At 43.8% G+C, this 23,057-nt stretch carries 26 protein-coding genes and 1 pseudogene; 15 read left to right on the forward strand and 12 right to left on the reverse strand.

The window, feature by feature from the left end; translation table 11 throughout:
• Nucleotides 1–212 precede the first annotated feature (212 nt).
• The gene (locus L5M40_RS21580; protein ID WP_004911214.1) at nucleotides 213–500 is read left to right on the forward strand and encodes a hypothetical protein; all 288 of its coding nucleotides are present in this window, start codon (nucleotides 213–215) and stop codon (nucleotides 498–500) included.
• A 186-nt stretch (nucleotides 501–686) separates the two neighbouring features.
• Here the strand turns inward: L5M40_RS21580 and L5M40_RS21585 are convergent, their stop codons facing one another.
• The gene (locus L5M40_RS21585; protein ID WP_011711659.1) at nucleotides 687–1,427 is read right to left on the reverse strand and encodes a hypothetical protein; all 741 of its coding nucleotides are present in this window, start codon (nucleotides 1,425–1,427) and stop codon (nucleotides 687–689) included.
• A 2-nt stretch (nucleotides 1,428–1,429) separates the two neighbouring features.
• Nucleotides 1,430–2,365 (reverse strand): AraC family transcriptional regulator, encoded by a 936-nt coding sequence (locus L5M40_RS21590; RefSeq protein ID WP_002123001.1) that lies wholly within the window; start codon nucleotides 2,363–2,365, stop codon nucleotides 1,430–1,432.
• Nucleotides 2,366–2,487: 122 nt separating this feature from the next.
• On the opposite strand from L5M40_RS21590, the gene msrA (L5M40_RS21595) reads away from it, so the two are divergent.
• From msrA (L5M40_RS21595) to L5M40_RS21615, 5 genes are all read left to right on the forward strand, one after another.
• The gene (gene msrA, locus L5M40_RS21595; RefSeq protein ID WP_069785042.1) at nucleotides 2,488–2,976 is read left to right on the forward strand and encodes a peptide-methionine (S)-S-oxide reductase MsrA; all 489 of its coding nucleotides are present in this window, start codon (nucleotides 2,488–2,490) and stop codon (nucleotides 2,974–2,976) included.
• Nucleotides 2,977–2,979: 3 nt separating this feature from the next.
• Nucleotides 2,980–3,240: a glutaredoxin gene (locus tag L5M40_RS21600; protein WP_005403706.1), complete on the forward strand. Its 261-nt coding sequence runs from the start codon at nucleotides 2,980–2,982 to the stop codon at nucleotides 3,238–3,240.
• Nucleotides 3,241–3,271: 31 nt separating this feature from the next.
• On the forward strand, nucleotides 3,272–3,712 hold the full coding sequence (gene msrB, locus L5M40_RS21605) for a peptide-methionine (R)-S-oxide reductase MsrB (protein ID WP_005403705.1): 441 nt from the start codon (nucleotides 3,272–3,274) through the stop codon (nucleotides 3,710–3,712).
• A gap of 54 nt (nucleotides 3,713–3,766) precedes the next feature.
• The gene (locus L5M40_RS21610) at nucleotides 3,767–4,012 is read left to right on the forward strand and encodes a glutaredoxin family protein (RefSeq protein ID WP_011711656.1); all 246 of its coding nucleotides are present in this window, start codon (nucleotides 3,767–3,769) and stop codon (nucleotides 4,010–4,012) included.
• Between the two features lie 220 nt (nucleotides 4,013–4,232).
• Entirely contained in the window at nucleotides 4,233–4,880 is a 648-nt protein-coding gene (locus L5M40_RS21615) for a peptide-methionine (S)-S-oxide reductase MsrA (RefSeq protein ID WP_223846397.1), read from the forward strand.
• 219 nt (nucleotides 4,881–5,099) lie between these two features.
• Here L5M40_RS21615 and L5M40_RS21620 read toward each other — a convergent pair whose 3' ends face one another.
• Together L5M40_RS21620 and L5M40_RS21630 are read right to left on the reverse strand one after the other, a co-directional pair.
• Entirely contained in the window at nucleotides 5,100–6,077 is a 978-nt protein-coding gene (locus L5M40_RS21620; RefSeq protein ID WP_002119794.1) for a sensor domain-containing diguanylate cyclase, read from the reverse strand.
• Between the two features lie 617 nt (nucleotides 6,078–6,694).
• Nucleotides 6,695–7,981 carry a GAF domain-containing protein gene (locus L5M40_RS21630; RefSeq protein ID WP_000257537.1) on the reverse strand — a complete coding sequence of 429 codons (1,287 nt, stop codon included), beginning with the start codon at nucleotides 7,979–7,981 and terminating at the stop codon, nucleotides 6,695–6,697.
• 868 nt (nucleotides 7,982–8,849) lie between these two features.
• Between L5M40_RS21630 and L5M40_RS21635 the strand changes: the two genes are divergently transcribed.
• The 7 genes and pseudogenes from L5M40_RS21635 to L5M40_RS21665 form a co-directional block, all read left to right on the forward strand.
• Complete coding sequence (locus L5M40_RS21635) at nucleotides 8,850–9,011, forward strand: peptide-methionine (S)-S-oxide reductase (protein WP_223290059.1); 162 nt, start codon at nucleotides 8,850–8,852, stop codon at nucleotides 9,009–9,011.
• A 157-nt stretch (nucleotides 9,012–9,168) separates the two neighbouring features.
• Entirely contained in the window at nucleotides 9,169–9,624 is a 456-nt protein-coding gene (locus tag L5M40_RS21640) for a carboxymuconolactone decarboxylase family protein (RefSeq protein WP_258011845.1), read from the forward strand.
• A 137-nt stretch (nucleotides 9,625–9,761) separates the two neighbouring features.
• On the forward strand, nucleotides 9,762–10,277 hold the full coding sequence (locus tag L5M40_RS21645) for a YkgB family protein (RefSeq protein ID WP_011711654.1): 516 nt from the start codon (nucleotides 9,762–9,764) through the stop codon (nucleotides 10,275–10,277).
• Nucleotides 10,278–10,513: 236 nt separating this feature from the next.
• Nucleotides 10,514–10,960, forward strand: coding sequence for a peptide-methionine (R)-S-oxide reductase MsrB (msrB, locus tag L5M40_RS21650; RefSeq protein WP_011711653.1), 447 nt, complete (start codon nucleotides 10,514–10,516; stop codon nucleotides 10,958–10,960).
• 2 nt (nucleotides 10,961–10,962) lie between these two features.
• Nucleotides 10,963–11,463, forward strand: a complete 501-nt coding sequence (gene msrA / locus L5M40_RS21655; protein WP_011711652.1) for a peptide-methionine (S)-S-oxide reductase MsrA — start codon at nucleotides 10,963–10,965, stop codon at nucleotides 11,461–11,463.
• A 29-nt stretch (nucleotides 11,464–11,492) separates the two neighbouring features.
• Nucleotides 11,493–12,032 carry a peptide-methionine (S)-S-oxide reductase gene (locus L5M40_RS21660; RefSeq protein WP_041413416.1) on the forward strand — a complete coding sequence of 180 codons (540 nt, stop codon included), beginning with the start codon at nucleotides 11,493–11,495 and terminating at the stop codon, nucleotides 12,030–12,032.
• 15 nt (nucleotides 12,033–12,047) lie between these two features.
• Nucleotides 12,048–12,317 (forward strand): annotated as a pseudogene (locus L5M40_RS21665) (IS481 family transposase); the annotation flags it as partial.
• Nucleotides 12,318–12,782: 465 nt separating this feature from the next.
• On the opposite strand, the gene tnpC reads toward L5M40_RS21665, so the two are convergent.
• The 6 genes from tnpC to L5M40_RS21695 form a co-directional block, all read right to left on the reverse strand.
• Nucleotides 12,783–14,342: an IS66 family transposase gene (tnpC, locus tag L5M40_RS21670; RefSeq protein WP_099458459.1), complete on the reverse strand. Its 1,560-nt coding sequence runs from the start codon at nucleotides 14,340–14,342 to the stop codon at nucleotides 12,783–12,785.
• A 92-nt stretch (nucleotides 14,343–14,434) separates the two neighbouring features.
• Nucleotides 14,435–14,770: an IS66 family insertion sequence element accessory protein TnpB gene (gene tnpB / locus L5M40_RS21675; protein WP_192937895.1), complete on the reverse strand. Its 336-nt coding sequence runs from the start codon at nucleotides 14,768–14,770 to the stop codon at nucleotides 14,435–14,437.
• 37 nt (nucleotides 14,771–14,807) lie between these two features.
• Entirely contained in the window at nucleotides 14,808–17,888 is a 3,081-nt protein-coding gene (locus L5M40_RS21680) for a Tn3 family transposase (protein WP_011787830.1), read from the reverse strand.
• A 23-nt stretch (nucleotides 17,889–17,911) separates the two neighbouring features.
• Nucleotides 17,912–18,223, reverse strand: a complete 312-nt coding sequence (locus L5M40_RS21685; RefSeq protein WP_099458567.1) for a type II toxin-antitoxin system RelE/ParE family toxin — start codon at nucleotides 18,221–18,223, stop codon at nucleotides 17,912–17,914.
• Nucleotides 18,223–18,483, reverse strand: a complete 261-nt coding sequence (locus tag L5M40_RS21690; RefSeq protein ID WP_011787805.1) for a type II toxin-antitoxin system Phd/YefM family antitoxin — start codon at nucleotides 18,481–18,483, stop codon at nucleotides 18,223–18,225. Before L5M40_RS21690 ends, L5M40_RS21685 begins: the two co-directional genes overlap by 1 nt.
• Before the next feature lie 606 nt (nucleotides 18,484–19,089).
• Complete coding sequence (locus L5M40_RS21695) at nucleotides 19,090–19,344, reverse strand: hypothetical protein (RefSeq protein ID WP_259216245.1); 255 nt, start codon at nucleotides 19,342–19,344, stop codon at nucleotides 19,090–19,092.
• 117 nt (nucleotides 19,345–19,461) lie between these two features.
• On the opposite strand from L5M40_RS21695, the gene L5M40_RS21700 reads away from it, so the two are divergent.
• Entirely contained in the window at nucleotides 19,462–19,659 is a 198-nt protein-coding gene (locus tag L5M40_RS21700) for a hypothetical protein (RefSeq protein ID WP_263257236.1), read from the forward strand.
• Here L5M40_RS21700 and L5M40_RS21705 read toward each other — a convergent pair.
• Together L5M40_RS21705 and L5M40_RS21710 are read right to left on the reverse strand one after the other, a co-directional pair.
• Nucleotides 19,656–19,796, reverse strand: a complete 141-nt coding sequence (locus L5M40_RS21705) for a hypothetical protein (protein ID WP_242326490.1) — start codon at nucleotides 19,794–19,796, stop codon at nucleotides 19,656–19,658. The two genes, L5M40_RS21700 and L5M40_RS21705, sit on opposite strands and share 4 nt — an antisense overlap.
• Nucleotides 19,797–19,844: 48 nt before the next feature.
• Nucleotides 19,845–20,714 (reverse strand): phage integrase N-terminal domain-containing protein, encoded by an 870-nt coding sequence (locus L5M40_RS21710; RefSeq protein WP_263257237.1) that lies wholly within the window; start codon nucleotides 20,712–20,714, stop codon nucleotides 19,845–19,847.
• A 1,758-nt stretch (nucleotides 20,715–22,472) separates the two neighbouring features.
• Here L5M40_RS21710 and L5M40_RS21715 point away from each other — a divergent pair.
• A partial coding sequence (locus tag L5M40_RS21715; protein ID WP_263257238.1) for a RepB family plasmid replication initiator protein occupies nucleotides 22,473–23,057 on the forward strand: 585 nt, incomplete at its 3' end.

A 23,057-nucleotide genomic window follows, 5' to 3' on the forward strand; every position in this document is an offset into this window, starting at 1 on the left:
AGCCTCAAGGGTTGGCTGTTTTATTTTATTGTATTCGGCATTAAGCCCAATTTCTTGAGCGTTACGATAAAGCTAAATAACTGTGCGAAATAGTAGATCACTCAGGTAAGGGAACTCAATGCAGTTTGCGCGATCAGATCAGTCGCCAAACAAACCAAACCCACAAACGCATTGAGTATGAACAAAATAGCATTTTTGTACGGCGCTGAACAATGATTGACGATCTAACGCTCCAGAACCAAATCAGGGATCTGGCTTTAGCGAGTCGGAGCGAACCGACCGATGGTTGGCGTACCGAAGAGCTTGACCCTAAGTTGTGGAACGGTTGGCGTAAAATGATTCAGGGGGACCGGCTAGAAATCGCTGAATACGATCTGACGGCTAAGGTTAGCCAAGGGGACTCTCCTAGTGACAAGCCCGGAGTGGTTGAAGGTCTAAAACAAAGAATAAGGGCTTACAACTTTAGTAAACAAAGGACGTCATCAATAGCAGTGATATAAAAAGTTATCTTTGCCGCCCCGATAAGGCTTTACGGGGCGACTAAGTCTCACCCAACCGACAATTCCGATAGTTTCAGAATAAGCTTTGAGTTTTCTAAGATTGGAATTACTACACCACAGCACGTACTCGAGATACTACAAATAGCTTTTTGGTAGGACCGATACCGAATAAATATCCATAATACATCAGGAGAAACTTTTTTTAATTTTCTGTAACCGGTCATAAATCAGTGGCGGATAATTTGCATGATATTCACCACACTCTGGGCAATGCTCTTGTTTTAGGTACGCTTGATTGTCGAGATCTTGATAAGGAAAAACGCTGAAGAGAAGTTCGTGCTGCATAAGCGTTTTATAAAAACTCTTATGATAAGGTGCAATCTCGCTGTCTTTGATTTTGTCGAAATATAGGTCAACGCTGTTCAAAATGCTCATAATTTCTTTAACCCCGTCGAACCTTAAAATGTCGTCATCTTTGTGAATATCAACATCTAAGCTCTCTAGATCCTCAATGAAACATTTAATCGCTCGCCGGGAATGCAAAAGGATCATTTGCGACTTGCCATCAATCATCTTTTCCTGATCGTAGCTAAAATTTTTAATGTTTCTTTCGACGAACATATAAAGTTCGTGAAGCTGATTCAACTCGTGCCTCAGTTGCTCCTTCGTATATTCCTTTTCGATTTGCTGATGGAGGATGCCATTAGCGTCAATCTGAGCTTTTAACACCAGAAAGAGAAGCACTGAACCCAGAATTTGTACAAATGGGCTTGAAATACCTCCAAGAACATCTCCTATTTCGCCATAACCTTTCAAATATTGCAGCGGAAGAAGAGGTGCAAACAAAGGGATAAGCAGGCAAGCCGCACCACCAATGACTATGACCCAGAAAGCTATTTTGGTAACAGGAGAGTTATAGATATTCATTTTTACACCTTTTCAGAATTTTCTTTTCTGTACGCGCTAGGAGTTTTGCCAATTTTTTTCTTAAACAACTTTTGAAAGTGTTCATGTGCCGGATACCCAATGGCTTCACTCACTTCGGGAACAGACTTACCGGATTCTTTAAGCAGCTGCTTTGCTTTTTCAAGCCGACAATAGGTTAAATAATCAAGAGGTGTCATGCCTGACAGCTCCTTAAATTTGACGCTGTAGTTCGTACGCGACATCCCCGCAATCCCGGCGAGATCGTCAAGACCCCATTTTTTATCGAGACTATGATGAATAGCTTCCAAGGTTTTGCTGAGTTGCGGATTTTCGATCAGTTTGAAGAATCCAGCATTTTTATTGGATTTGTACATGTGGATTCTTAACGCTTGCACGAAGATAATTTCGGTCAGCTTTCTGACTAACGTGTTGCTTCCAGGAAGCCCTGATTTTGCTTCCTGCTCTATAATACTTAAAAGCATGGCAAGCCAAGGCGAGTGGGAGTTATCAGCACTCTTGATATGCACGACATTTGGCAGCGAATTTAAGAATGGATGATCGGGTCCGCCATTAAAACAAAAATGTCCGCAAACGACGTTGGCTTTGAGCTTGCTCTGATCACCGTATTCCAAAACTTGAGCTTCGGTGAGGTTGGCTTTAGCTCTAAATTCGACCGCAGGCTCGGCCTTGATTTTTGGTGCACTGGCCATGGTGTGCTCCATCCCTTTGAAAAAGATCAAAATATCGCCCTGCTCCGCCAATGCTTTAAGTTTAAGTTTTGGCACCTCATACCAAAACTCGCCATGAGTCACGATGTGAAATCTCGCTAGATTCTCTTCCTGCGGGAGGCTGATGCCCCAGTCTCCCGCAAATGAGGTTCTATACCAGTAGCTGCTAGTAAGCTCTACCTTATCTAAAATTTCACTGAGAACATCCATATATAGCTCCTACGTAAACTGTCCAATAGGTCATGTTATACGAACTATTGAACATATTATATCTATTTTACATGCTGTAAAGTCAGTCTAATCAGTAAGTGGATGAAAACTAAGGAGGCTTTATGAAACTAGATTATGTGATCGTTGCCGGAGGGTGTTTTTGGGGTCTCGAAGACCTCCTTAGGAGTCTGGACGGTGTGACGTCAACGAAGGTGGGCTACTCTGGCGGAGATTTTGATGATCCTACCTACGCCGATATTATAACAGGGAAAACGGGGCACGCCGAAGCGGTTCGCGTGGAATACGACCAAGACGAAATATCTCTCGAAGAGATTCTACATTACTTTTTCAAAATCCATGATCCGACTACGAAGAATCGCCAAGGAAATGATGTTGGCACTTCGTATCGCTCGGCAGCGTTCTATCGTGACGATGCACAGAAAGCGATTATCGAAAACGTGATTGATGAGGTCAATGAGATCGGTCGCTTCGAGAATGAAGTGGTCACGACCGTCACCCTGGAAAAAGAATTCTACGACGCTGAGGCATATCACCAAAACTATTTGCAGAGGAATCCCAGCGGATACTCTTGCCATTTTGAAAGAGACTAAATCATGAACCAAATGAACGAGGAAAAAATGAAAGCACTTAAGAATGTTGTTATTTATACGAAAGACCATTGTCCATTTTGCGCACGCGTGAAGAATTACCTAACTGCTGAAAAGGTCGATTTCAAACAAATTCGCGTAGACGACGATCCGAAGACTTACCTGGAGTTGAAGGAAAGAACAAATCTCCAAACTGTACCGCAAGTTTTTGTGGATGGAGAATTCATTGGTAGTGCTACAGACTTCTTCTCGTGGATTGATAGCTAAAGAGTGAACCCTAAAATAAAGGAGCAAATATATGTTCAATTGGAAAAGCATTTACAACTACCTGGATAACGGCACTCCCGCGCCTCCCAAAAAAGTAGAAAAGAGCGAGGAAGAGTGGAAAGAAATTCTGACGCCAGCGCAATTTCGGGTCATGCGGATGAAAGGCACCGAACGCGCGCACACCGGAGAACTCTGTTCATTTTATGAAGCTGGAAGGTACGCCTGTGTGGGCTGCGACACCGAACTCTTTGACTCGAACCTAAAGTTCGATTCGGGAACGGGATGGCCGAGTTTTTCTGAGCCAGTCGCAGACAACGTAATTCAATATGAACTGGATACGACCTTCGGGCGCAGAATCGAAGTGCTATGCAATGTGTGCGAAGCCCATCTGGGGCACGCTTTTCCAGACGGTCCTGAGCCATCAGGGGTCCGATTCTGTATTAACTCGGAGTCATTGAAGTTTGTAGAATAATTTTTAAATCGAGGGGGTTTATGAAAGTGAACCTTTTGAAAAAAGGAGCCGTTCGTGTTGATTAAGCTGTTCGGTCATAAAGACTGCCATAAAACCAAGATTTACCATTCGTACTTGCAAGAAAAAGGGAGCCAGTTTGTTTTTTTGGATGTTCATGAAGACGACGCGGCTGCTGATGAACTGTGCTCCCTCTATTCGAACGGAAAGCTGAATTTCCCGACAATAGTGGTTGGGACAAAGAAGCTGAGAAACCCCAAGTTCAAGGACCTTGACAGGTGGTTGGAAGCTTCAATGAAATAATGAGTTTTTTAGAATTATTAATAACTTAATAAGCAGTAAGATCAATGATTACAGCAATTTTCCGCAGTTGTGTTACCAAGAAACATGCTGCGGAGTTTTAGCAAAGATACTTCATCAAGCTGGTGTTGGAAAACGTGGTCTTATCGTCGTTTGCACGGCGTGAGGAATGGGAGTGGCTTCAATTTTTGAAAGTTAGGTGAAAAATATGTCGGATCTAAAAATGAATAAAGAAGACGGTGTTGAAAGCTATGAATTTGCAACCCCTGAAGCAATCGAAGAAGCATTGAAAATCGGGAAGCTTAGTCAAACGGTTTTCGGCATGGGTTGCTTTTGGGGACCGGATTCTAATTTTGGAGGGACGCAGGGAGTAGTGCAAACACGTGTTGGCTACGCTGGAGCATCAACTCTGGATCCGAGTTACCGCAACATCAACGGACACGCCGAAGTCGTCAGAGTGATCTACGATAAAGACCAAATCAGCTACAGGGAACTTCTTGGAAGTTTTGAATCATGGTCTGTTCATGGTAGAAAGCAGGGCCAGTATCGCCAGATACTTTTTGTTTTTGATCTGGAGCAAAAACAAGTAGCTGAAGAACTGATTCAAGCGATTGGAAAGGAGAAATCTCCCGAGGTGATTGAGGCCGGAGAACAAAATGGTTATTTTTGGCCCGCCGAAGATTACCATCAAAAGCATCGTCTTCGCAGAAACAAACAGCTTGTAAGTCTTGCAGAAGTAGATTTCGGTCCTCGCTGGGATGAACATCTGTATTTTACTAAATTAAATAGTACCGATAGAAAAGGCTTCAGTCTCTCAAGCTGGCTAAAAAAGTTGTCTCCGGAAATGCAGAAAGCTTACCGAATCGGTTAATCTGAAATTGCAGCTGGCTAAAGAACTCTATTTTCTATATGTAAAGAATGTGACGATCTCCTTCACATGGAGTCCAAGAGAGCATAAAAAATCTGTGTAAGTCGCATTACCCATGTATTTGAAAGGAATAAATAATGCCAATATCAGACCAGCTTATCGACCGAAGCAAGACCTCAGTTTTTATGAGGTCTTGAGATCAGCGCAGCATGAACAGATCTCTTACAGTGTGGCGAACACACTGGTTTGATTGCGGCCTTGGGTTTTAGCTTTGTATAACATCTGATCGGCGACTTCGAGCAACTGCTTTTTGTCGTCAAATAAATCAGCGCTGGCCAAACCTATGCTGACCGTTAATTGTCGTAATAACCACTCATGGTTAGCCACTACCAGCCTTAACTTTTCCAGTGTTTTATTTGCGGACGCTGTGTCTGTGCCTGGCAGGATCAGCACAAACTCTTCACCACCATAACGGGCGAAAAAGTCATAGTTCCTGCTATGGCGCTGAAACAGAGCCGCGACTTGACTCAGTGCCTCATCTCCTGCGGCATGACCATAGCTGTCGTTAAAACTCTTAAAGTGATCAATATCAATCAATGCCAGTACAAAAGATTGTCCTGTTCTTTGCCAGCGAGCAAATTCAGCTTCAAACTTGAGGTCAAAAGCTCTTCTGTTGTTCACCCCTGTCAGCGCATCCGTCATGCTGGTATTATGTAATTGTTCGCCGACTTTTTTCAGCTCCAGTATGGCGATCACTTGTCTGGACAGAGCCTGCAAAGAGCTTATCTGCCGCTGGTTCAGCTGCTTAGGAACATGATCATAGACACAAATAGTACCAATCACTGCACCTTCGGGATCAATCAGCGGCGAGCCAGCATAAAATCGGTAGCCAGGTCCTGAAATCACCATAGCATTGGTACTGAATCTGTGATCTAAAGTAGCGTCAGGGACCACCATTACCGCATCAGGTGTTTCCATTGCATACACGCAAAAGGACTCTTTAATTAATACAGAGGTACGCGAAATACCAACTTTTGCAATTAGATTCAGCTTTGTGTCATCGGTTCGCGTCACCATAGCCACTGGTGCATCACAGATATAACACGCCAGTTCAGTGATATCCCGCAGGTTCTGATCTGCTTCAGCAGGTGCTTTTAGTGTGGTTTCTGCACTAGCTGTTTGAGCTAAACTAAAGGTCATGTACTTCTCCGTTTTTCTACTGCATTTTTCAAAGATCCTGCATAGAAAAATGAATTAAATCGTTGATTTAACTCTAGCATAGATCTGTCAGACTTGAAGTTATCTCTGTAGCAATGGTATTGTTTTGTACAATATTCGCCTGCTTGATTTGAGTTTTAGCTGTATTTATAAACTTTTGGCTTTTCCGGTCGCAGGCTCTATAATTTGCTCGTTTAAATCCAACTCTTCGTCTAACGTCATCTATTTAGTGTGCATGCGGCCTCCGGAGCATTTTCCGTGGCTTATTTTACCGAAGCATCGGGATTGCTAAATAGAGCTGAACGCTGTAATGCGCTTTCGAACTGAGCTTTCCGTAACTTCGGCATTAGTTCATGTACCTTGCTTACTGGATGTTGGTTGACGCGCAGCAGCACGTCCGTCAGATAATCGTAAACGTTAATAGCAGTGTTGACCTTGCTTTGAATGACGCCAACATGCTTAGCACCAAGCTCCGTTCAGCAGAATCACAGCCAGTTTTTCAGTTATCCCAAGTGTCACTCTCAGATTAAAGGCCGCCATACCGGATGTAGTGCCAACAAGAAAACTAAAACACAACTTCGCTGATCATCGCTGAGTGTTTATAAATCGTCTCCCATCACCGGTATCGATAAGCAGATAAGCCTGGTTATGCCATTAGCAGTTCTTGAAGCATTCCTGCTTTCAATGTCGTCAACGTGATCACGATTTGAGTTGAGATAACGACTCTGTTGCTGAAGACTCTCAGTTAATTGCCACTCACCAGATTCAAGAACAGCACCCGCTAACTCGGCACATACTGTTGCAAAACCATAAAGCGCTTGATTATCGCGGGTAAAACGCAGCGGCATCGTCTGGCCTTTTACAAGAAGGGACCATTCCAAAACTCTGTACTTACCTTTTAATCGGTTACTGACAAAAATAGTTATACTTGTACCGCTGGCGCCAACAACTAAAAAGCTCGTGATAGCTAGTCCTATCAGAGACCATAACTCTGGTTTCCCACTTAGTAACAGTGGATTAGGCAAATGACTCCTCAAAACGAGATCAGCACCAAGGGTCAGCGCTGTTTTATACACTGCTTGTTCTAATAATGGAGTTGCATTGACCAGTGACGCAACAGCATCACAACTATAAGGTTCTAGAACTGCCGTAGCTCTCAACCATTCTGTTTCATGGGCAATCGCCAACAAATTTGACCAAATTCGAACCAGTGCCGCTATATGAATGGAGTTTTCATCAGTCAGGACGGTTTGATTAAGCTGCTTATCCAGTTCCTGATGCCAGTATTGGTATTGGCTTGTCAAAAGTACAAACAACTCAGATTGAAGCAACTTATTATTAGTTACCGGTCTTATCCTATTTGACATCTCATTGAATAGTTGTATAAATTTTTTGTCTGCTTGTTGCTCACGCTTTAGCAGATCTTGCTGTTGTTGAAGCATCTGTAAATCGTATTCAATGGCCTGCTTAAAAAGTGTGAGTAAGGAACAGTGTTGTGATGCCCGATCTGGGCTTGAAAAGTCCAACATACACAAAGTACCGAAAGTTTTTCCGCTAGGCCAAAGCAATGGCAGGCCATAGTAATAACTAAAGCCTGCTGCAAATGTTGGGTTATTGTTTTCATATCGGGTACCGATTGCATTTTCAACTAGTAATGGCTGGTTACTGGAAATGACTTGGGAACAATAAGTGTTAAGTGCCAATGGAACAGGTTCACCGCAATAAAAAGTTGGTACTGACACACTGCCAACAGCCTGACAAATTTCGTTTTTATCTAATCGATTAATCAGCACACAAGGCACTTCCGCGACTTGAGCCATCGAGTTTACAATGCCTTGCCAGCGCTCTAGGAGCAGAGCGGTTTCTATGCTCAAATCTACTGCCATTTGTTCCCTCAGTATTTAAATAGTCCCCTTTTGCATCATTCGATCTTGTTTATCTCAGAGTATCAAACAGGAAACAAAGTGATTGATGTCAATCAGGGAATTAGCAGCATTGATGCATTAAGCGGCGCACATACACTCTAAGTAAAGTGCTTAAGTCTGATTATGGCAAGAAATTGTTACTTTGTCAGGGATAGTCAACACTTTATTAGCGAGAGACTTGCTTGGCTGACATTTAAGACAAATCGCGAGATTCCAAATCTGCCACCAACAGTCGGAACTGAGTAACTCACTTGAGCTTTAAAAAGTAAAGCATTGAAATATTTATGGTATTTATACATCCTACCTAGCTCACAGCAGAGTTTAGCATCGTGCATTAATATGACCTTACACTAAAAATACGTACTAGTTGACGTCTATCAAACTCGTTTACGAGATAGTGTAGTGGTCGACAAATTTTGGCCACATCGTTATTGCCTAATAACCGATGCTCTCTTTAAATGCGAAATGAGTAGTGCACGCATTTTTAGCCTTTTGGCAAAACGTTGATGTCTCGAAATTTTCAAGCGCTGTGCCTTGTTTATTTTCAGAAACGTCTGCTTTCAGTGAGTTCCTGATGCTCGGGCGCTCTAAATTATGGGTATAGACAATCTGATTTGCCCTATATTTGCAGTTTTTCGTGAACCCTTAATTTCACAACTCTTTTAATCTGATATCCAAAGTCTGCATCCATACATAGCCCCTACGTAAACTGTCTAATAAGTCACATTATACGAACTATTGAGCATGTTATATCTATTTTACATGCTGTAAATTCAGTTCCATTAGTAAATAGATAAAAACCAAGGAGGCTTTATGAAAAATAAATAATGTGATCGTTGCCGGAGGGTGTTTTTGGAGTCTCGAAGACCTCCTTAGAAATCAGGACGGCGTGACGTCAACGAAGGTGTGTAGTGGCACTGAAATGGCGACTGCGCAAGACGTGAAGATGAGCTGTCTGATAGCAACGGATTATCAAGCAGAACCTTCTTAAATACAATTTATTCCACGCCAATACAGCGTGCTGTCTTTCAAATCACTAGGAGAAATTTATGTCACGTTTGAACACCCCTACCACAATCGACGCCGCGCCTACTGCTACCCATACCTCACTCAAGGCTGTGGAAAAACAACTGGGCCGCGTTCCTAACATGTTCCGCGTCGTTGCCAACAGCCCTGCTGCGCTGACTGGCTACCTGCAATTGAGCGCAGCATCAGCACAGGGCGGCTTGGGTACAGCGACTCTTGAGCGTATTGCCCTAGCCGTCGCTGAGATCAACGGCTGCGATTATTGCCTTGCTGGCCATTCCTTCCTAGGCCGTAAGGTGGCCAAGCTTGATGATGCTGAACTCACTGCCAACCGCAGCGGTGCATCAAATGACCCTAAGGCCGACGCAGCCGTGCGTTTTGCTGCCGCCGTAGTCCGCCAGCGCGGGCAAGTCAGCAATGACCAGGTCCAAGCGGTGCTGAACGCTGGCTACAGTGATGCACATGTAGTGGATATTCTGTTGGCTGTTGCCCTGAACACTTTCACTAACTACGTTAACGAAGTGACACAGACCGAGGTCGACTTCCCGGCCGTTCAACCACTAGGCATTGATGTCTAATCCATTGGTGCTCAACTACAGCAATTACCTAAGTTAGGTTCGACTCGAGTAAACATATAGTTTTTCTCAAGAGTCATATCATTTTAGTGGGCTACATAGAGTGAGTCCACATGGCTAAAAATAATTGGAGATATAAGATGACTATTCCCGAAATTGAAAATGGTGTCCAGACTACCAATATCCTTAGTAATAATCTCGGTGCAAAAGTCACTAAGTTTGGTATAGGTGGCATCTACGTTGCCATGACGATAATATATTTGTGGTTTGGTGGTATGAAATTCACTAGCTACGAAGCAAACGGTATACATGGTTTTGTTAGTAATAGCCCTCTGCTTTCATGGATGTATAGTTTCCTCAGCATTCAAGGATTCTCAAATTTTCTGGGTGTGCTTGAAATTTCAGTTGGCCTGTTAATCGCTGCACGAGTTTTCTCCCCTAAGCTCGCAATCTTGGGCGGTGTACTTTCAACCGGACTCTTTTTTACGACATTGTCGTTCATGCTGACTACACCCGGTGTTTTTGAGGCATCTCTTGGGTTTCCTGCGATCTCTGTGGTTCCTGGCCAGTTTTTGCTAAAAGATTTAGGCTTGTTTGTCGTGTCTATATTTATCGTAGGCACATCACTTACAGCACTGGAGCACAAAAACAAATAAGCCGCATCCGAAACAACTATAAGTTAGAGGGCCTTAAATTCTGCGGTATAGGTCTTGCAGTTCTTTTTAGCTGTCATAGGCACCTCGTTATGTGATTTTACTCACTTAGCGCGGTGTACAGAACTACTGGATCAGATCATTTTTTCGGGTTAACGGCCTAAGTGAAATAAATTCTGTAAACAGAAGGTCTCTTATAATCTGAAAGGCACATGGCTCTACTCTATAAGAGGACATTTATGAATACCTATCAAAAATCTATGAATGCGATTTCTGCTCTGACTAAGGAGCAGTATCGGGTGACGCAAGAAAATGGTACAGAGCGTCCAGGGACTGGTGAATTGCTAAAGAACACCAAGCCCGGCATTTACGTGGATATCGTGTCAGGTGAGCCTTTATTTGCGTCTTCTGCCAAGTATGAATCAGGGTGTGGTTGGCCGAGCTTTACCAAAGCGATAGACTCTGTCAACGTAATTGAAATCACTGATAGGTCGCACGGCATGACCCGCACAGAAGTGCGCTCAACTCATGGCGACAGTCACTTAGGCCATGTATTTTCAGACGGTCCCAAAGACCAGGGTGGCCTACGTTATTGTATTAACTCAGCGTCATTACGTTTTATTCCTAGGGAAGAAATGGCAAGTAAAGGTTACGCAGAGTATTTAGACCAAGTAGAGGACATTTAATTATGGCAATTGAACGCGCAGTATTAGCCGGTGGCTGCTTTTGGGGCATGCAGGATCTTATCCGCAAACGTCCCGGTATCACTTCAACCCGAGTAGGTTATACCGGTGGTGAAGTGGCTAATGCTACCTACCGCAATCATGGTAACCATGCTGAAGGCATTGAAATAATGTTCGATAATGAAATCACCAGCTATCGACAAATTTTAGAGTTTTTCTTTCAGATTCATGACCCTAGTACAGTAAATAGACAAGGTAATGACAAGGGCACATCTTATCGCTCAGCCATTTATTATACCTCTGAGGCACAGCATGCTGAGGCAGTAAAAACCATTGCTGACGTGGATGCTTCGGGATTATGGCCTGGAAAAGTAGTGACTGAAGTCGAACCTGCAAGTGATTTTTGGGAAGCGGAGGCTATGCATCAGGACTATTTGGAACTCCGACCAAATGGCTATACCTGCCACTTCCCCAGACCAGACTGGAAGTTGCCCTCATCTCAATGAGTTTGCAGCAGCCCACACAGACTTGCAATTTGCATACGACAACCACCCTTAATACAATCGGCTTAGGCGGTGGTTGTCACTGGTGCACCGAAGGCGTATTTTCATCACTTATTGGCATTGCTACTGTCAATCAAGGTTGGATCGCCTCAATTGGTGACAACGCTCAGTTCAGCGAAGCCATTGAAGTGGTTTTTGATCCGACTGTTATTTCTTTATCAACCTTGATCGAAATCCATTTACATACTCACGCGAGCACATCAAACCACTCAATGCGTGGTAAATATCGTTCAGCGATATACGCTTATGATGAGGTTCAGTATAACCAGGCTGTAAACATATTAGATGCCTGTAGAGCTGATTTTGAGCAGCCAGTCATTACTCAGGTTTATTTTTTTAAGGATTTTAAAGCGAATAAAACTGAGCTTATCGACTACTTTTATACAGCACCCAACAGACCATTTTGTCAAAGGTACATTCATCCAAAACTCACCTTCTTATTAGCACGTTTCAGCCACTATGTTGATACGCATAAATTGACAGAGTCAGGTGTAGAGTTAACATCGATATAGGCTGTGCTACTCTGCAAGTTCGAGCGTCATGATTACCAACTCTAGTAGTGGCATCGATCACACGAAAACTAAAACGATGTCACCGCAAACGAATGGGATCTGCGAGCAGTTTGATAAGGCGATCCTGAACGAGTTTTATCAGGTGGCTTTTCGCAACAAGTTAATCAAACGCTGGAGACGCGGCAAAATGATCAGGATGAGTGGCTGTCTTACAACAATGAACGAACTCATCAGGGCAAAATGTGCAACGGCAGAACGTCAGTTGAAACTGATCTGATCCAGTAGTTCTGTACACCGCGCTAAGTGAGTAAAATCACATAACGATACAACAACGTTACCCTACATAATCCCAAACTAATTTATCGTTGGAAACGCGAGTTATCCGTGAAGATGATAGAGCTTCTACGCGAGATCCTTTCCAACTGAGTCTGTTCGATGCTCTGTTATACCAATATCTTTGGAAACGCCCTTCGATGGTAGCTTGTTGCTTCTATCAACATTCATACACTTTTGTGAAAAAAATTTCCTGTGTATTTATCGGTATAGCATAAAGTCCATAATCAAATTAAAACGCTACCTAGTACAAAATTGCCTATTATTTAACCTTGACACTACCAATATGCACTGATCTGATATATATTGATTTAATGTATATTTTGCAGGCGATTTTTATGAAAAGTGCACTACTGCGGATCATCACCAACCAGAGGTAAGCGTAACGCCAACCACACCTTGCGGTGTGGCTGGTGATCAGTAAGGCAGGAGTTGCTGTAGTTTCTCTTGGGTGTTGGCTTTGGGTAGCTCGGTTAATAAGCGGCATAGGTAATCATACGGCTCCAGTCCGTTGATTTTTGAGGTCTCGACCAGGCTGTACAGTGCCGCACTGGCTTGTGCTCCCGTCTTGGTATTAGCGAACAACCACGCCTTGCGACCAATCACGAACGGTTTGATGGCGCGCTCCGCACGATTGTTGTCGATATTCAGACAGCCATCATCCAGATAGCGGACAAGCTTGGGCCACTGATTCAGGCTATACGTAATAGCCGCTCCCAGTAAACTTTCTTTCGTGACACTCTCGCTTGATTTATCCAACCAGCTTTTGAATTGCGCGAGCAACGGCTTGGCTAGCGTTTGCCTGGCTTCATATTTCTTATCAGGCGGCGCAGTTTTTAATTTACTCTCCAGCGCATAGAGTTTCTGGATATGGTTAAGGGCCACATCGGCCTTACCCGTTTTGCCTTTGCCCTGCGCTTTTTGGGCTTCGACGAACTTGCGTCTGGCATGCGCCCAGCAGCCGACTAAGGTTGCGTGGGTTTTCTCATATCCGGCATAACCGTCGACCTGCAGATAACCGTTAAACCCCGCCAGGAAGTCGGTGGGATGTTTACTGCTGCGACTATCCTGATAATCAAACAGCACGAGCTTGGGGCCGGTACTTTTTTCTAAGCCACAGCCATATACCCACATATAACAGGTGCTTTTCTCAACATCCAGCACATTAACCGTGGTTTCATCTGCCCACAGCACGGGCTGTTTCAGAAGCTCAGCTTTCATTAACGCCAGTAACGGTTTCAGTTTCTCTGCACAGCTTATCAGCCAGCGGCTCATCGTTTGACGGCTAAGCTCAATACCGGCCTGATTAAACAACTGCTCCTGACGATAAAGCGGTAAGCCATAGTGCATTTTGCTGCTGATGATTTGGGCAAGCAGACTCGGTGTGGTCATGCTCTTAGGGATAACCGCCGGTGGCACATCGGCAATTTTAATGTCGACCTTGGTGTCCGTGGTTTCACACTGCCGGCAGCTGTATTTCAGCCGCACGTTTCTGAGCACCCGGATTTGTGCCGGTACGAACTCGATTTGCTCACTGACTTCCTCACCCATTTGATGTAGCGCATGGCCACAGCAAGCACAGGTTTTATCGTCAATGTCATGGATAACATCAACGCGCGGCAGCTCAGGGGCAATCCGTGGGCGGCGTGGCTTAGCAGCTTTCTTAGCGCTCTCGGTCGTCTGAGTATCTGGCTCTGTCGCTACTGACTCGTCTTCAATAAGCTGTTCGGCCTCATTTAACACCTCGCCTTCACCTTCATAGGTTTCACTGCTGGGGCTAAATTTCTGGTACTTCTTCAGGTTGTAACGCTCCAGCAACTGCTGCAACTTGTCCGACAGTTGCTGGTTAACCCGCTCTAATTTGGCGATGCGTTTATCTTTTTGCGCCAGTTTGCGCTCAAGCTTTTGCGTCTGCTCAAGCAGCATTTTCTTGAGCAGTGCAACGTCATCAGGTAAGGTGTCTGGTATCTTTTTCATGGCCGCCATTATAACGGCCAATTTAGCTAAGTGCTTGGTAAGATTTAGATTGTTTTGGATGCGATCATAAGGATTTATAGCCGATCGTCATATCAGCCCACACTCTGGTAATGCAGTGGCTGATGGGCGGTGATTTTTTGGATATCGACACCTTGCAACAGCCAATGCCATTGCTGCTCGCTAATAGACAGTATTTTGCCAGGCATCTGCCGTGGCCAGCGGAACTTGTCTTTTTCAAGCCGTTTGTACCACAGGCAAAACCCGGTGCTATCCCAGTACAGTACTTTTAACCGGGTACGCTGCTGATTACAAAACACAAACAGTGCGCCGCTAAATGGCGAGAGCTGCATCTCTTGCTCGACCAGCAACGATAAGCCATTAATGGATTTACGAAAGTCGACCGGCTGTTTATGGCTAAATTTGCCCAACGCGCCAAAAATGTAAAGTTAGCTTTAAATTCTAAAATCACTCACTTGAATTCTCGTTCTCAATCAGCGCTTGCTTCCAATATTCTGGTTCAGCATATCGAGCAACCAATGCATCGATATCTATTTTTGAGGTTGATGGACTAAACTCAAAATTGCCATACATATTGATGTGCTGCCATGCAACGGGCGAAATACTGTGAAGCTGAGCCAGTGCATTTTGATCTCCTACTGTTTGCTTCTGTTCATAGACACGAGATAGCAGCACTGTGTTGTAGTAAATGACCGCGTTGGTGATGAGCCGAGAGCATTCATTCCATATTTGCTGCTCCTCTTCTGTTTTTACTCTGAATTTTCCACCGTTAACAAATGCAACTGCTCGTCTAAGACGATGATAGGCTTCGCCACGATTTAATGCTTTTTGTACACATTGACGTAAGCCAACATCGTCGACAAAGTCGAGAATGTATAGCGTTCGGCATATGTTTTCCAACTCCCATAATGCTTTCTTGGTCTGATTCTGACGCGAATAGCTCGAGAGTTTGCGAACAATCGTGGCTTGAGTAACATCTTTTTGAGCTAGCGATGCCATGATCCGTTGAATATTGGGCCATTCACGTTCAATCAATTCATCGTTGGTTTTTCGGGCAGGCTTTATTAGCCAGTCACCACACTCATTGGGATGTTGTGAGCCGACTAACGTATCCATTTTCTTATGCAAATCACGATAACGAGGTGCAAAATGATATCCAAATGCATGCAAAATCCAAAAATTAACCTGATTGGTGCCATGGGTGTCAGTGGAATGCCGTTCTGGCTTTATATCAGAGGTATTGTTATGCAATAAATCGAAAACGTAATGGCTTTCATGTTCGTGAGTCCCAATAATCTTTGCATTTATAGGAACATGATTTGCAACCAACGTGTAGGCGCTGACACCTTTCTGTAAACCAAAATACTTGGGAGAATATCGAGCGTTAAGGGTGTTAATTTGCGTTTCTATCCGCTGACCATCGCTACTTGAATGAAGTGTGTCCTGAATATCATAGAGATGAAATGCGGGTAGCTGGCTGGTCGCATTACTAATCGCATCATTAGCCGCTCGTAATGTCTCCAAGCGTAGATAATTTCTTGATGTCCCCGCCATTGATGCTGAGCTAAGGCCTGAAACCTCAGCCATTTTTGCTAACCCCATGTTTGTTCCCATCGCAACAATACAGGCGAAAATTTCACGGGGATCAGCTTCATGCTTTACATAACGATCTAATACATGGGTAAATGCATTTAAAAATCCAGTATTACCCGCAACAAACCACAGTAGATCCGCAATACCAATTCCTGGTAACTGGCTGTAAAAATCGCTATTAACGGATTCATCACTGCTCGGATAAAGCAGCTTCCAACGACGCTTTTCGGCAGCCCCAATTACTTTAATATGTTTGTTGACCCCATCAGAAATATGTTGGTTAATCGCACTATAACGTGCTGCTAGCATAGTATGAAATACAGCCAGAGTATCTTGGATAGGGGCCAATAAAATGGGTGCACCAATATCTTGCAATACTCGTTCTTTATCCTGCCATCTAAGATCGCTTATTAAGTCATCTTCAAAGCGGCGAAATTCATTACTATGTTTAACGTACACATCACCCGCTTCCAGTGAGTTGCGTAGTAGGCGATAGACCAAAAACTCATAGCGATCTACATCAAGCGTTTTAAATGTTTTGCCCTCTTTACTAAACAAATATCGGCGTAAACCTTTAGGAATAATCTCAGTCGGAAATGAATTAGGGTCAGTTTGCCTTGGTGATTTTTCTGTGCGCAATAAGTTTTGTAAAAACGCGATAGCTTCAAGCAAAGGAGAGTCTTCTACACGTCCGGCAAAATCCAGATCAGTAAAAAGTTGCCTTAAGTTACGTTTGAATGTGGCGGATAATTTTGTGTAATGTGACCATTCAAATGCCGTTTTGTCGAAAGCAATATTGCGTAAGTAATCAGCAACTAATGGGAATCTCTCTTGTTCAAGCAATGCATAGGCTTTTTCTTTAATAATGGAAAAAGGTGTGTCATCGGTGATGGTGTCATCCGTAAACAGGCTCAATACATGACCCGCAGCCTGTAAATTTTTCGCTGCATTGGTAACCGCATTATTCATTGCTTCTTCAGCGGCACGCTTGGCCTGTTTCTCGTATTGATCGACCCAATGGAGCAATGCTTCAATTAAGTTGTCATTAATTTGCTGAAACCGATGAAAAGCAAAAAACAGCAGATATAACTGAGCAGTCTCTTTTTTCATGCGTTGAAGTTTATAAGTGGTATAAAACTTAACCATAGAAGCATAATACTTGCCGCTTTCATTGGAGATCCCCGCTGTTATGAGGAACTGCTTGGCAAACTCATGTAGAGGCTGGAAAAACTGCCGCCGTGCGACTTCATGTCGCAATTCTTTATAACTGAAATCTTTAGCTTCATGTTTTAATGCGCTGACGCGAAATACTCCTGACTCAGCCCGAAGCAAAGCCGCTAATTGCTGATCGATAAGTGAAGTCATGCAAGTGCTAAGTAATCGAGCAATACGGGTGCGTTCATAAGCCACCACTCTACCAATCATCTCTTGCATATACCGATAACTGGGCATGACAATACGGTGTAATGCTAAGTATTGGGTTAATTCACGAAAGATAAAGATAGGTTGTGTCGATAACATCGCAACCCGCTGTGCTTTATCTTCCAAATCAACTTTTACCTCATTATCACATTGTTTATACTGGAATAAATCAAGAATTGCTCGTTGTTGTTCAGCCCTAATCGGTCTTGAGGGACTTTTCAGTCTTGAAAGCGTTTTGGTGGGAAAGTACAGCGCGGCAATGTAATCCAAGTCATTTAGTACTGACGATTCTTGTTCATAACTGAAAAACTGCCGTTTGGCTTTGAAATAGCCCAGTTGCAATACTAAATGGGCTGCCACAGAAAACGTTCGGGTATTGTCGAATAGCTCGCGCTCTTTAGCACTTAAGTCAAAATATAATCGACGATCATCATCTGAGAAATGAGGTAATCCAAACAGTTCATCTATTTCATCAGTTGACAAAATAGATAGCCGCCGAACATCATTTTTCATGGTGCCCTCCCTATTTCACTACATCAAATAATTTCCCGCTCCGCGAGATGTGCAAGTGGAATCATACTTTTATGTAAGATCCCAAATACAACGAATTGATGCTCATGTTGGATGTAATAGATGACATGACTTGAATAAGGGAAGCTAAACACATTCATGCGTACCTCGGGTCTATTTTTCCCAAGGGTGGGTGTTTCAGCCAGCAGTTGAATCGTTTGTCTAAGTCCTGATAAATAGGTCTTCGACTGAGTCGTTCCCCATTGGGCTAACGTAAAGCGGTGAATACCTATCAGATCAGATTGTGCATCGGGCGTTAAATGATAAGTTACCGGCATTAGTCATACTGCCCTGCGGCCAGCTCATCAAAAAAGGTATTACCATCAACCAAATTGCCCATTTTGATGTCAGTTATGGCTTTCACCGCTTTGGATTGAAGCAAATGTAATTTTAGTGTCTCGATACTTTGGTATGCATCAGCTGAAATAACAACGGCCACAGGCTTGCCATTTTTATTAATTTGGATTGGAGCTTGTTGAGCTTTGAGCAACAAATCTCCAAAGTGAATTTTTGCTTCATTGGCTGAAAGAGTGTTCATTTATCACCTTTAAACGAATCGTTCGATTCGCTCAATTTACACCAGTTGGGCGATAAAAGTCAAAAATGCACCCTATCAAAATGTATACAATTTGATAGAGTAATTTATCACCTATCAAAACTACTATCATAAGTCGGTTATCAAAATCTCTAAAGAGATTATGGCAAATTTTTAATTTTTAGGTTTAAGGTGTATTTGATATTGAAAACAAGTTGTTACCTCGTGCATAAATCTAACTTTACACTTTTGGCGCGTTGGGCAAATTTAGCCAAGATAGACCATAGTTGTAGCTCACTCATAATATACCTCTGCGCAGTTTATGTTCTTCCGCGCTGTTAATGTTAACAATCCCCCAATGAAGGAGCAATGCAAATTGCCCTTACGCTAAGATAAAAATGCTTATCTAAAGGGGTAATTTTGCCGCTCATGAATGACCGTTAATGCTGAAATCATGCTCACGTTTTTTGCATTGCAAAATTATCTCTCGAAAATGATGCTAAAAAACGGCAAATACTGCCCACCCATTTAGCCCTAAATTTTTGCATTGCAAAAAATCGATGACGATTAACATCGCAGTTTCACGGGGTAGAAAAGTGCAGCCATTCCTTAGAACGGCATGGTTTTAAAGGTAATATTCTGCTTATTGTCATCGAGCGAACGCAGATACACCGGCTCAGATCCCTGCCCATTTTTATAATGGCTATTGAGGTAAGCGGTATCGTCTAAGTGGGTGATCAGCGCCTTGATCACCTCTTGATACTTCTCAGGCACCCGCATCACGACCGTCTTCTCATACTTGGTTTTACGACCCGCACCAGGGCGAGCGCCACCATGGTTATTTGACTTGGATTGTTCTGTCATAAATGTCACCCTTGATTAAGTTACAAAATCAATATACATTGAAATCGTAACATAATCAAGTGACGACTACCGTGACGAGATGAAGATAATATCGTGACCAAATGAAGAGGATTTAACATGGCACTCACTCCTGAAGAGCAAGCGTTAAAAGCAGCGTTACTGGCGCTCCCAGGTCATCACACAATGGATTCCCCCGAGGTACTGGAATGGCTCGTTCGGGCTGCGAATATGTTAGGAAAGCATCAACTCGACCCCAATGAGCATTGGGTATATGACAGCGCCAGCGATATGTTAGTGAAGGAAAAAAAGCACTAACGCTTTTTACCACGCAGACGCGGCTTACCAGACTGATCAGGTAAGCTGCTATGGGTATATAACAAGTATCCCGAATAAATCAGCGTGCCAAAGGTCGCGAGAATAAGAAAAAAACCGATAATCTGAATTGTACTCATGGCGCCCGCCTCCCAATTGGATATTGCACTGAGTTGATAGTAGCAGCACTAAGAACCCAGATAAACAGCCGTGACCGGCAACCGGCCATGGCCTAACTCCTGCGTAATGATTGCCCTTGCCATTTTATCTAGCGCCCTGTGCGCCTCTGACAGCCTTCTTGCCGCGACCCCAGATACTGCGTGACATTCGAAACCGGTTAACGCGACATAGCGCTGCTGCGCGTAGCGGTGACGCAAGCCATGCGCCCGATCGAGGCCAATCTTAAGGCAGGTATTTTCGTAGCGTTTCATTTGCTGCACATACATTAACTGCGGCGGAATGAGCGAACGGCCACGGGTTAACGTGCTCGCTTGTGTTAATAGTTGGCGCTGTTCGTCCGTCAAAATTGGGATCGCGCGATCTCTACCGCCTTTGCACCAAGACGCATCCAACAGCAAACGATCACCTTGAACGGCCTTATCAACAATCATCTTCATCGCTTCCTCGCGCCTTAAGCCAAACGCGGCTTGAAGCTGTAGCGACATTTTTATATACGGATCTGACACCGCATTAAGTTGGGCTTCGGTAAGCGTTTTTCCCTTATTTTCATTGGTGACATACACCCGTTTATCGATCCCTAAATCCGAATTTGACGGGGATATCACGCCCTTTTTGCCTATTTTTTCTGTTAGCCAACGGATATGCACCATCCGGTTTTTAATTGTCCCTGCAGACAAGTTTTCCGCCTGCCATTTTTGCAACAGTGCATCAATATGTTTTGGCTTTAGCCCTTTCAACTGCAGATTTTTAAACCCTAATTCTCTCAATTGCTTATCGACTAAACGGATCGTTTTAATCCGCTCCGATTTCGTTGCGAATGAACTGGCGCAGTGTTGCTTTAAAAATTTATTGGCCTGAAAAAAGAAAGTGAAAGCCATAAACCCCCTTGAAAAAGTAACAAAATCAAAAAGGGGAATGCGCCAAATAGGCGCATTAGCAATGGAAAAGAGTTTGCTCTAGCGGATTAGCAACACATAGGCCTGCAGCATTCGCTAGGCGGCCATTTCGGAAGTCAGTTTAGTGTTAATGCTCGTTCCTACTGCCGAGAACAGGTAAGAACCCACGAGGGTATTGAGCAAGTGTTGCTAAGGGCAATTGCCACAAATGATGCGTCTCTGTTGAGCGCCGCCATCAAGTCTGAGTGCTAGTCAGTGATCCTACAAACGTCCTGTTGGACGGGAGCAAAAAAGGTTTTTCTTAAGGGGAAATATTGAAGCATCGAGAGATGCGCTGGAAGAAATGTCACTTTACCGCAAGCCAAATTCGCACGCAATAGCGGCGGCCGCTATCACGCGCTTAAAATGCCAAAAGAAGCCAACATCCCCCGCATGAGGAGCACACCTGGGGGTATGTCACTCCCTTAAAAGGGAGTGACATACCCCCTCTACGTTGGCTTCTTTATGGCATTTGATTTAGTAACTTTTTCAACTTACCCAAGCCGGCCACTTCACGCATACCGGCAGACTTCGCTAGCCGGCATTCACTCAGCGGCAAAGAAAAATCACAAACCCTCCGCTAAAAACATGGCAGTGTTTTAAGGGATTTCGTCCTATTTTTTCGCTTCATAACTGCCTCATCCAAAACGCCTAGGAAGCGTTTTAAGCATCGTTATCTTGATATTTATAGAACGATTGGCATTTAAAGGGAAAATGCCGCAAATCTTGATTTAGGAGGCTTAGTGTCGACTTTCGCCTTATCTTTCTGCTAGACCGTGAGCGTAGCGAACTAGCCCCGCAGGGTAACGGGTTAACCGCACTGAGATAGTTAAATGGTCGAAGACAAAATTCACTTACAGCGGTGTTTTTAGATCTCGCCCCTGCCAAGGGCAGGAAATGGCGAGGCATTTTTGGGTAAGGGTGGAGCCTTTAGGCGACCTAGGGCTTTGCCCTTGGTCGCGGCGCAGCCGCTGCTTTTGGGGGACGCCGGAAACGAGCAAAGCGAGGGGAAGGGCCGGCGGGGGCGAAGCCCCCAGGAGGGGTTTTTACTCCGCAAAATTAAAAAGTTTTGCACAGTTCAGATCCAATAAGATCCATCTTTTAAGATCCAAAAAGATCCAAAGAGATCCAAGAGTCGCTATAGCCCAATGGCACCAAGGGCTACAGCAGAGGTAGGTGTATTCTAATTGGGTAAATGGTGTATTCTAATTGGGTAAGCGGTGTATGCTAATTGGGTTCGTGGTGTATTCTAATTGGGTAAGCGGTGTATGCTAATTGGGTAAATAGCCCTTTTTTACATAGAACAAAGTTTTCAAAAAATTAAATAAAAAAATCAATAACTTATATGCAAATCACAAATAGGTCGTTTCACAGGCTATGCCGCAGTTACTCACAGCTCAATAAAACTGATCACGATATCCTGTTTTTTGCTCTCTAAACTACCAAAGTGTATTCTAATTGGGTTGTGAATTTGGGGTTAGGTGTATGCCGAGTGGGTTCAACAAATAACCAGCGGTGTATGCCGAGTGGGTAAAATTTTCACCAACAAAAAGAATTTAAGTTCAAGTTTCGAAAGGATTTACAAAGCAATCTTTGATGTACGTTACAAAAAATCAAACGACGATACTAAACCTCAATTAGGTGTATTCTAAATGGGTTTCATGGTGTACTCTAATTGGGTTATAGGCATAAGTAGCGCACATGGAACAATCAGAAAACGCATTATTACCCATCACGGATACCGAATCGCTTTACCGCGGTAAACTCCTGACTATCAGCAGCGCAACCAGTGTGCAGCCTAATGTTCTCCTCAGAACAGGCGTATTTACGCCCGTAGGTCGCAGAACTAACGCCAGTGATGTCAAAGCACAAGATCTCAGTAACGATCTGGTGAGCCTCGATATCTGCCAAAAGGAAGGCTACGACCTGGTTACCGTCAGGGGCCAACGGCTGAATATCGAAACCGATTTTAAGGTGTGGTGCGGTATTGTGCTGGTTTTCAGTAAGTACGGTTATTCTTCCAATACGGTAAAGCTGTCGTTTTCAGAGTTTGCTAAATACTGTGGTTATCCCAGCCGGCGCTTTGATAAAAACCTGCGTAAACAGATCGGTGATTCACTCGGCCGCATCCAAAGCCAAAGTTTGTCATTTAGGCGCAAAAACACCGAAAAAGCGGTGCATACGGGGATGTTATTGCGAGCCATGTACGATGGAGACGCGGATCTGGTTGAGTTAATGGCCGATGAAACCCTGTGGGATCTATATCGTTTGGACTATCAAGTGTTG

The sequence above is a fragment of the Shewanella sp. SM68 genome (assembly GCF_025653925.1).
GTDB classification, from domain to species: Bacteria; Pseudomonadota; Gammaproteobacteria; order Enterobacterales; family Shewanellaceae; genus Shewanella; species Shewanella oncorhynchi.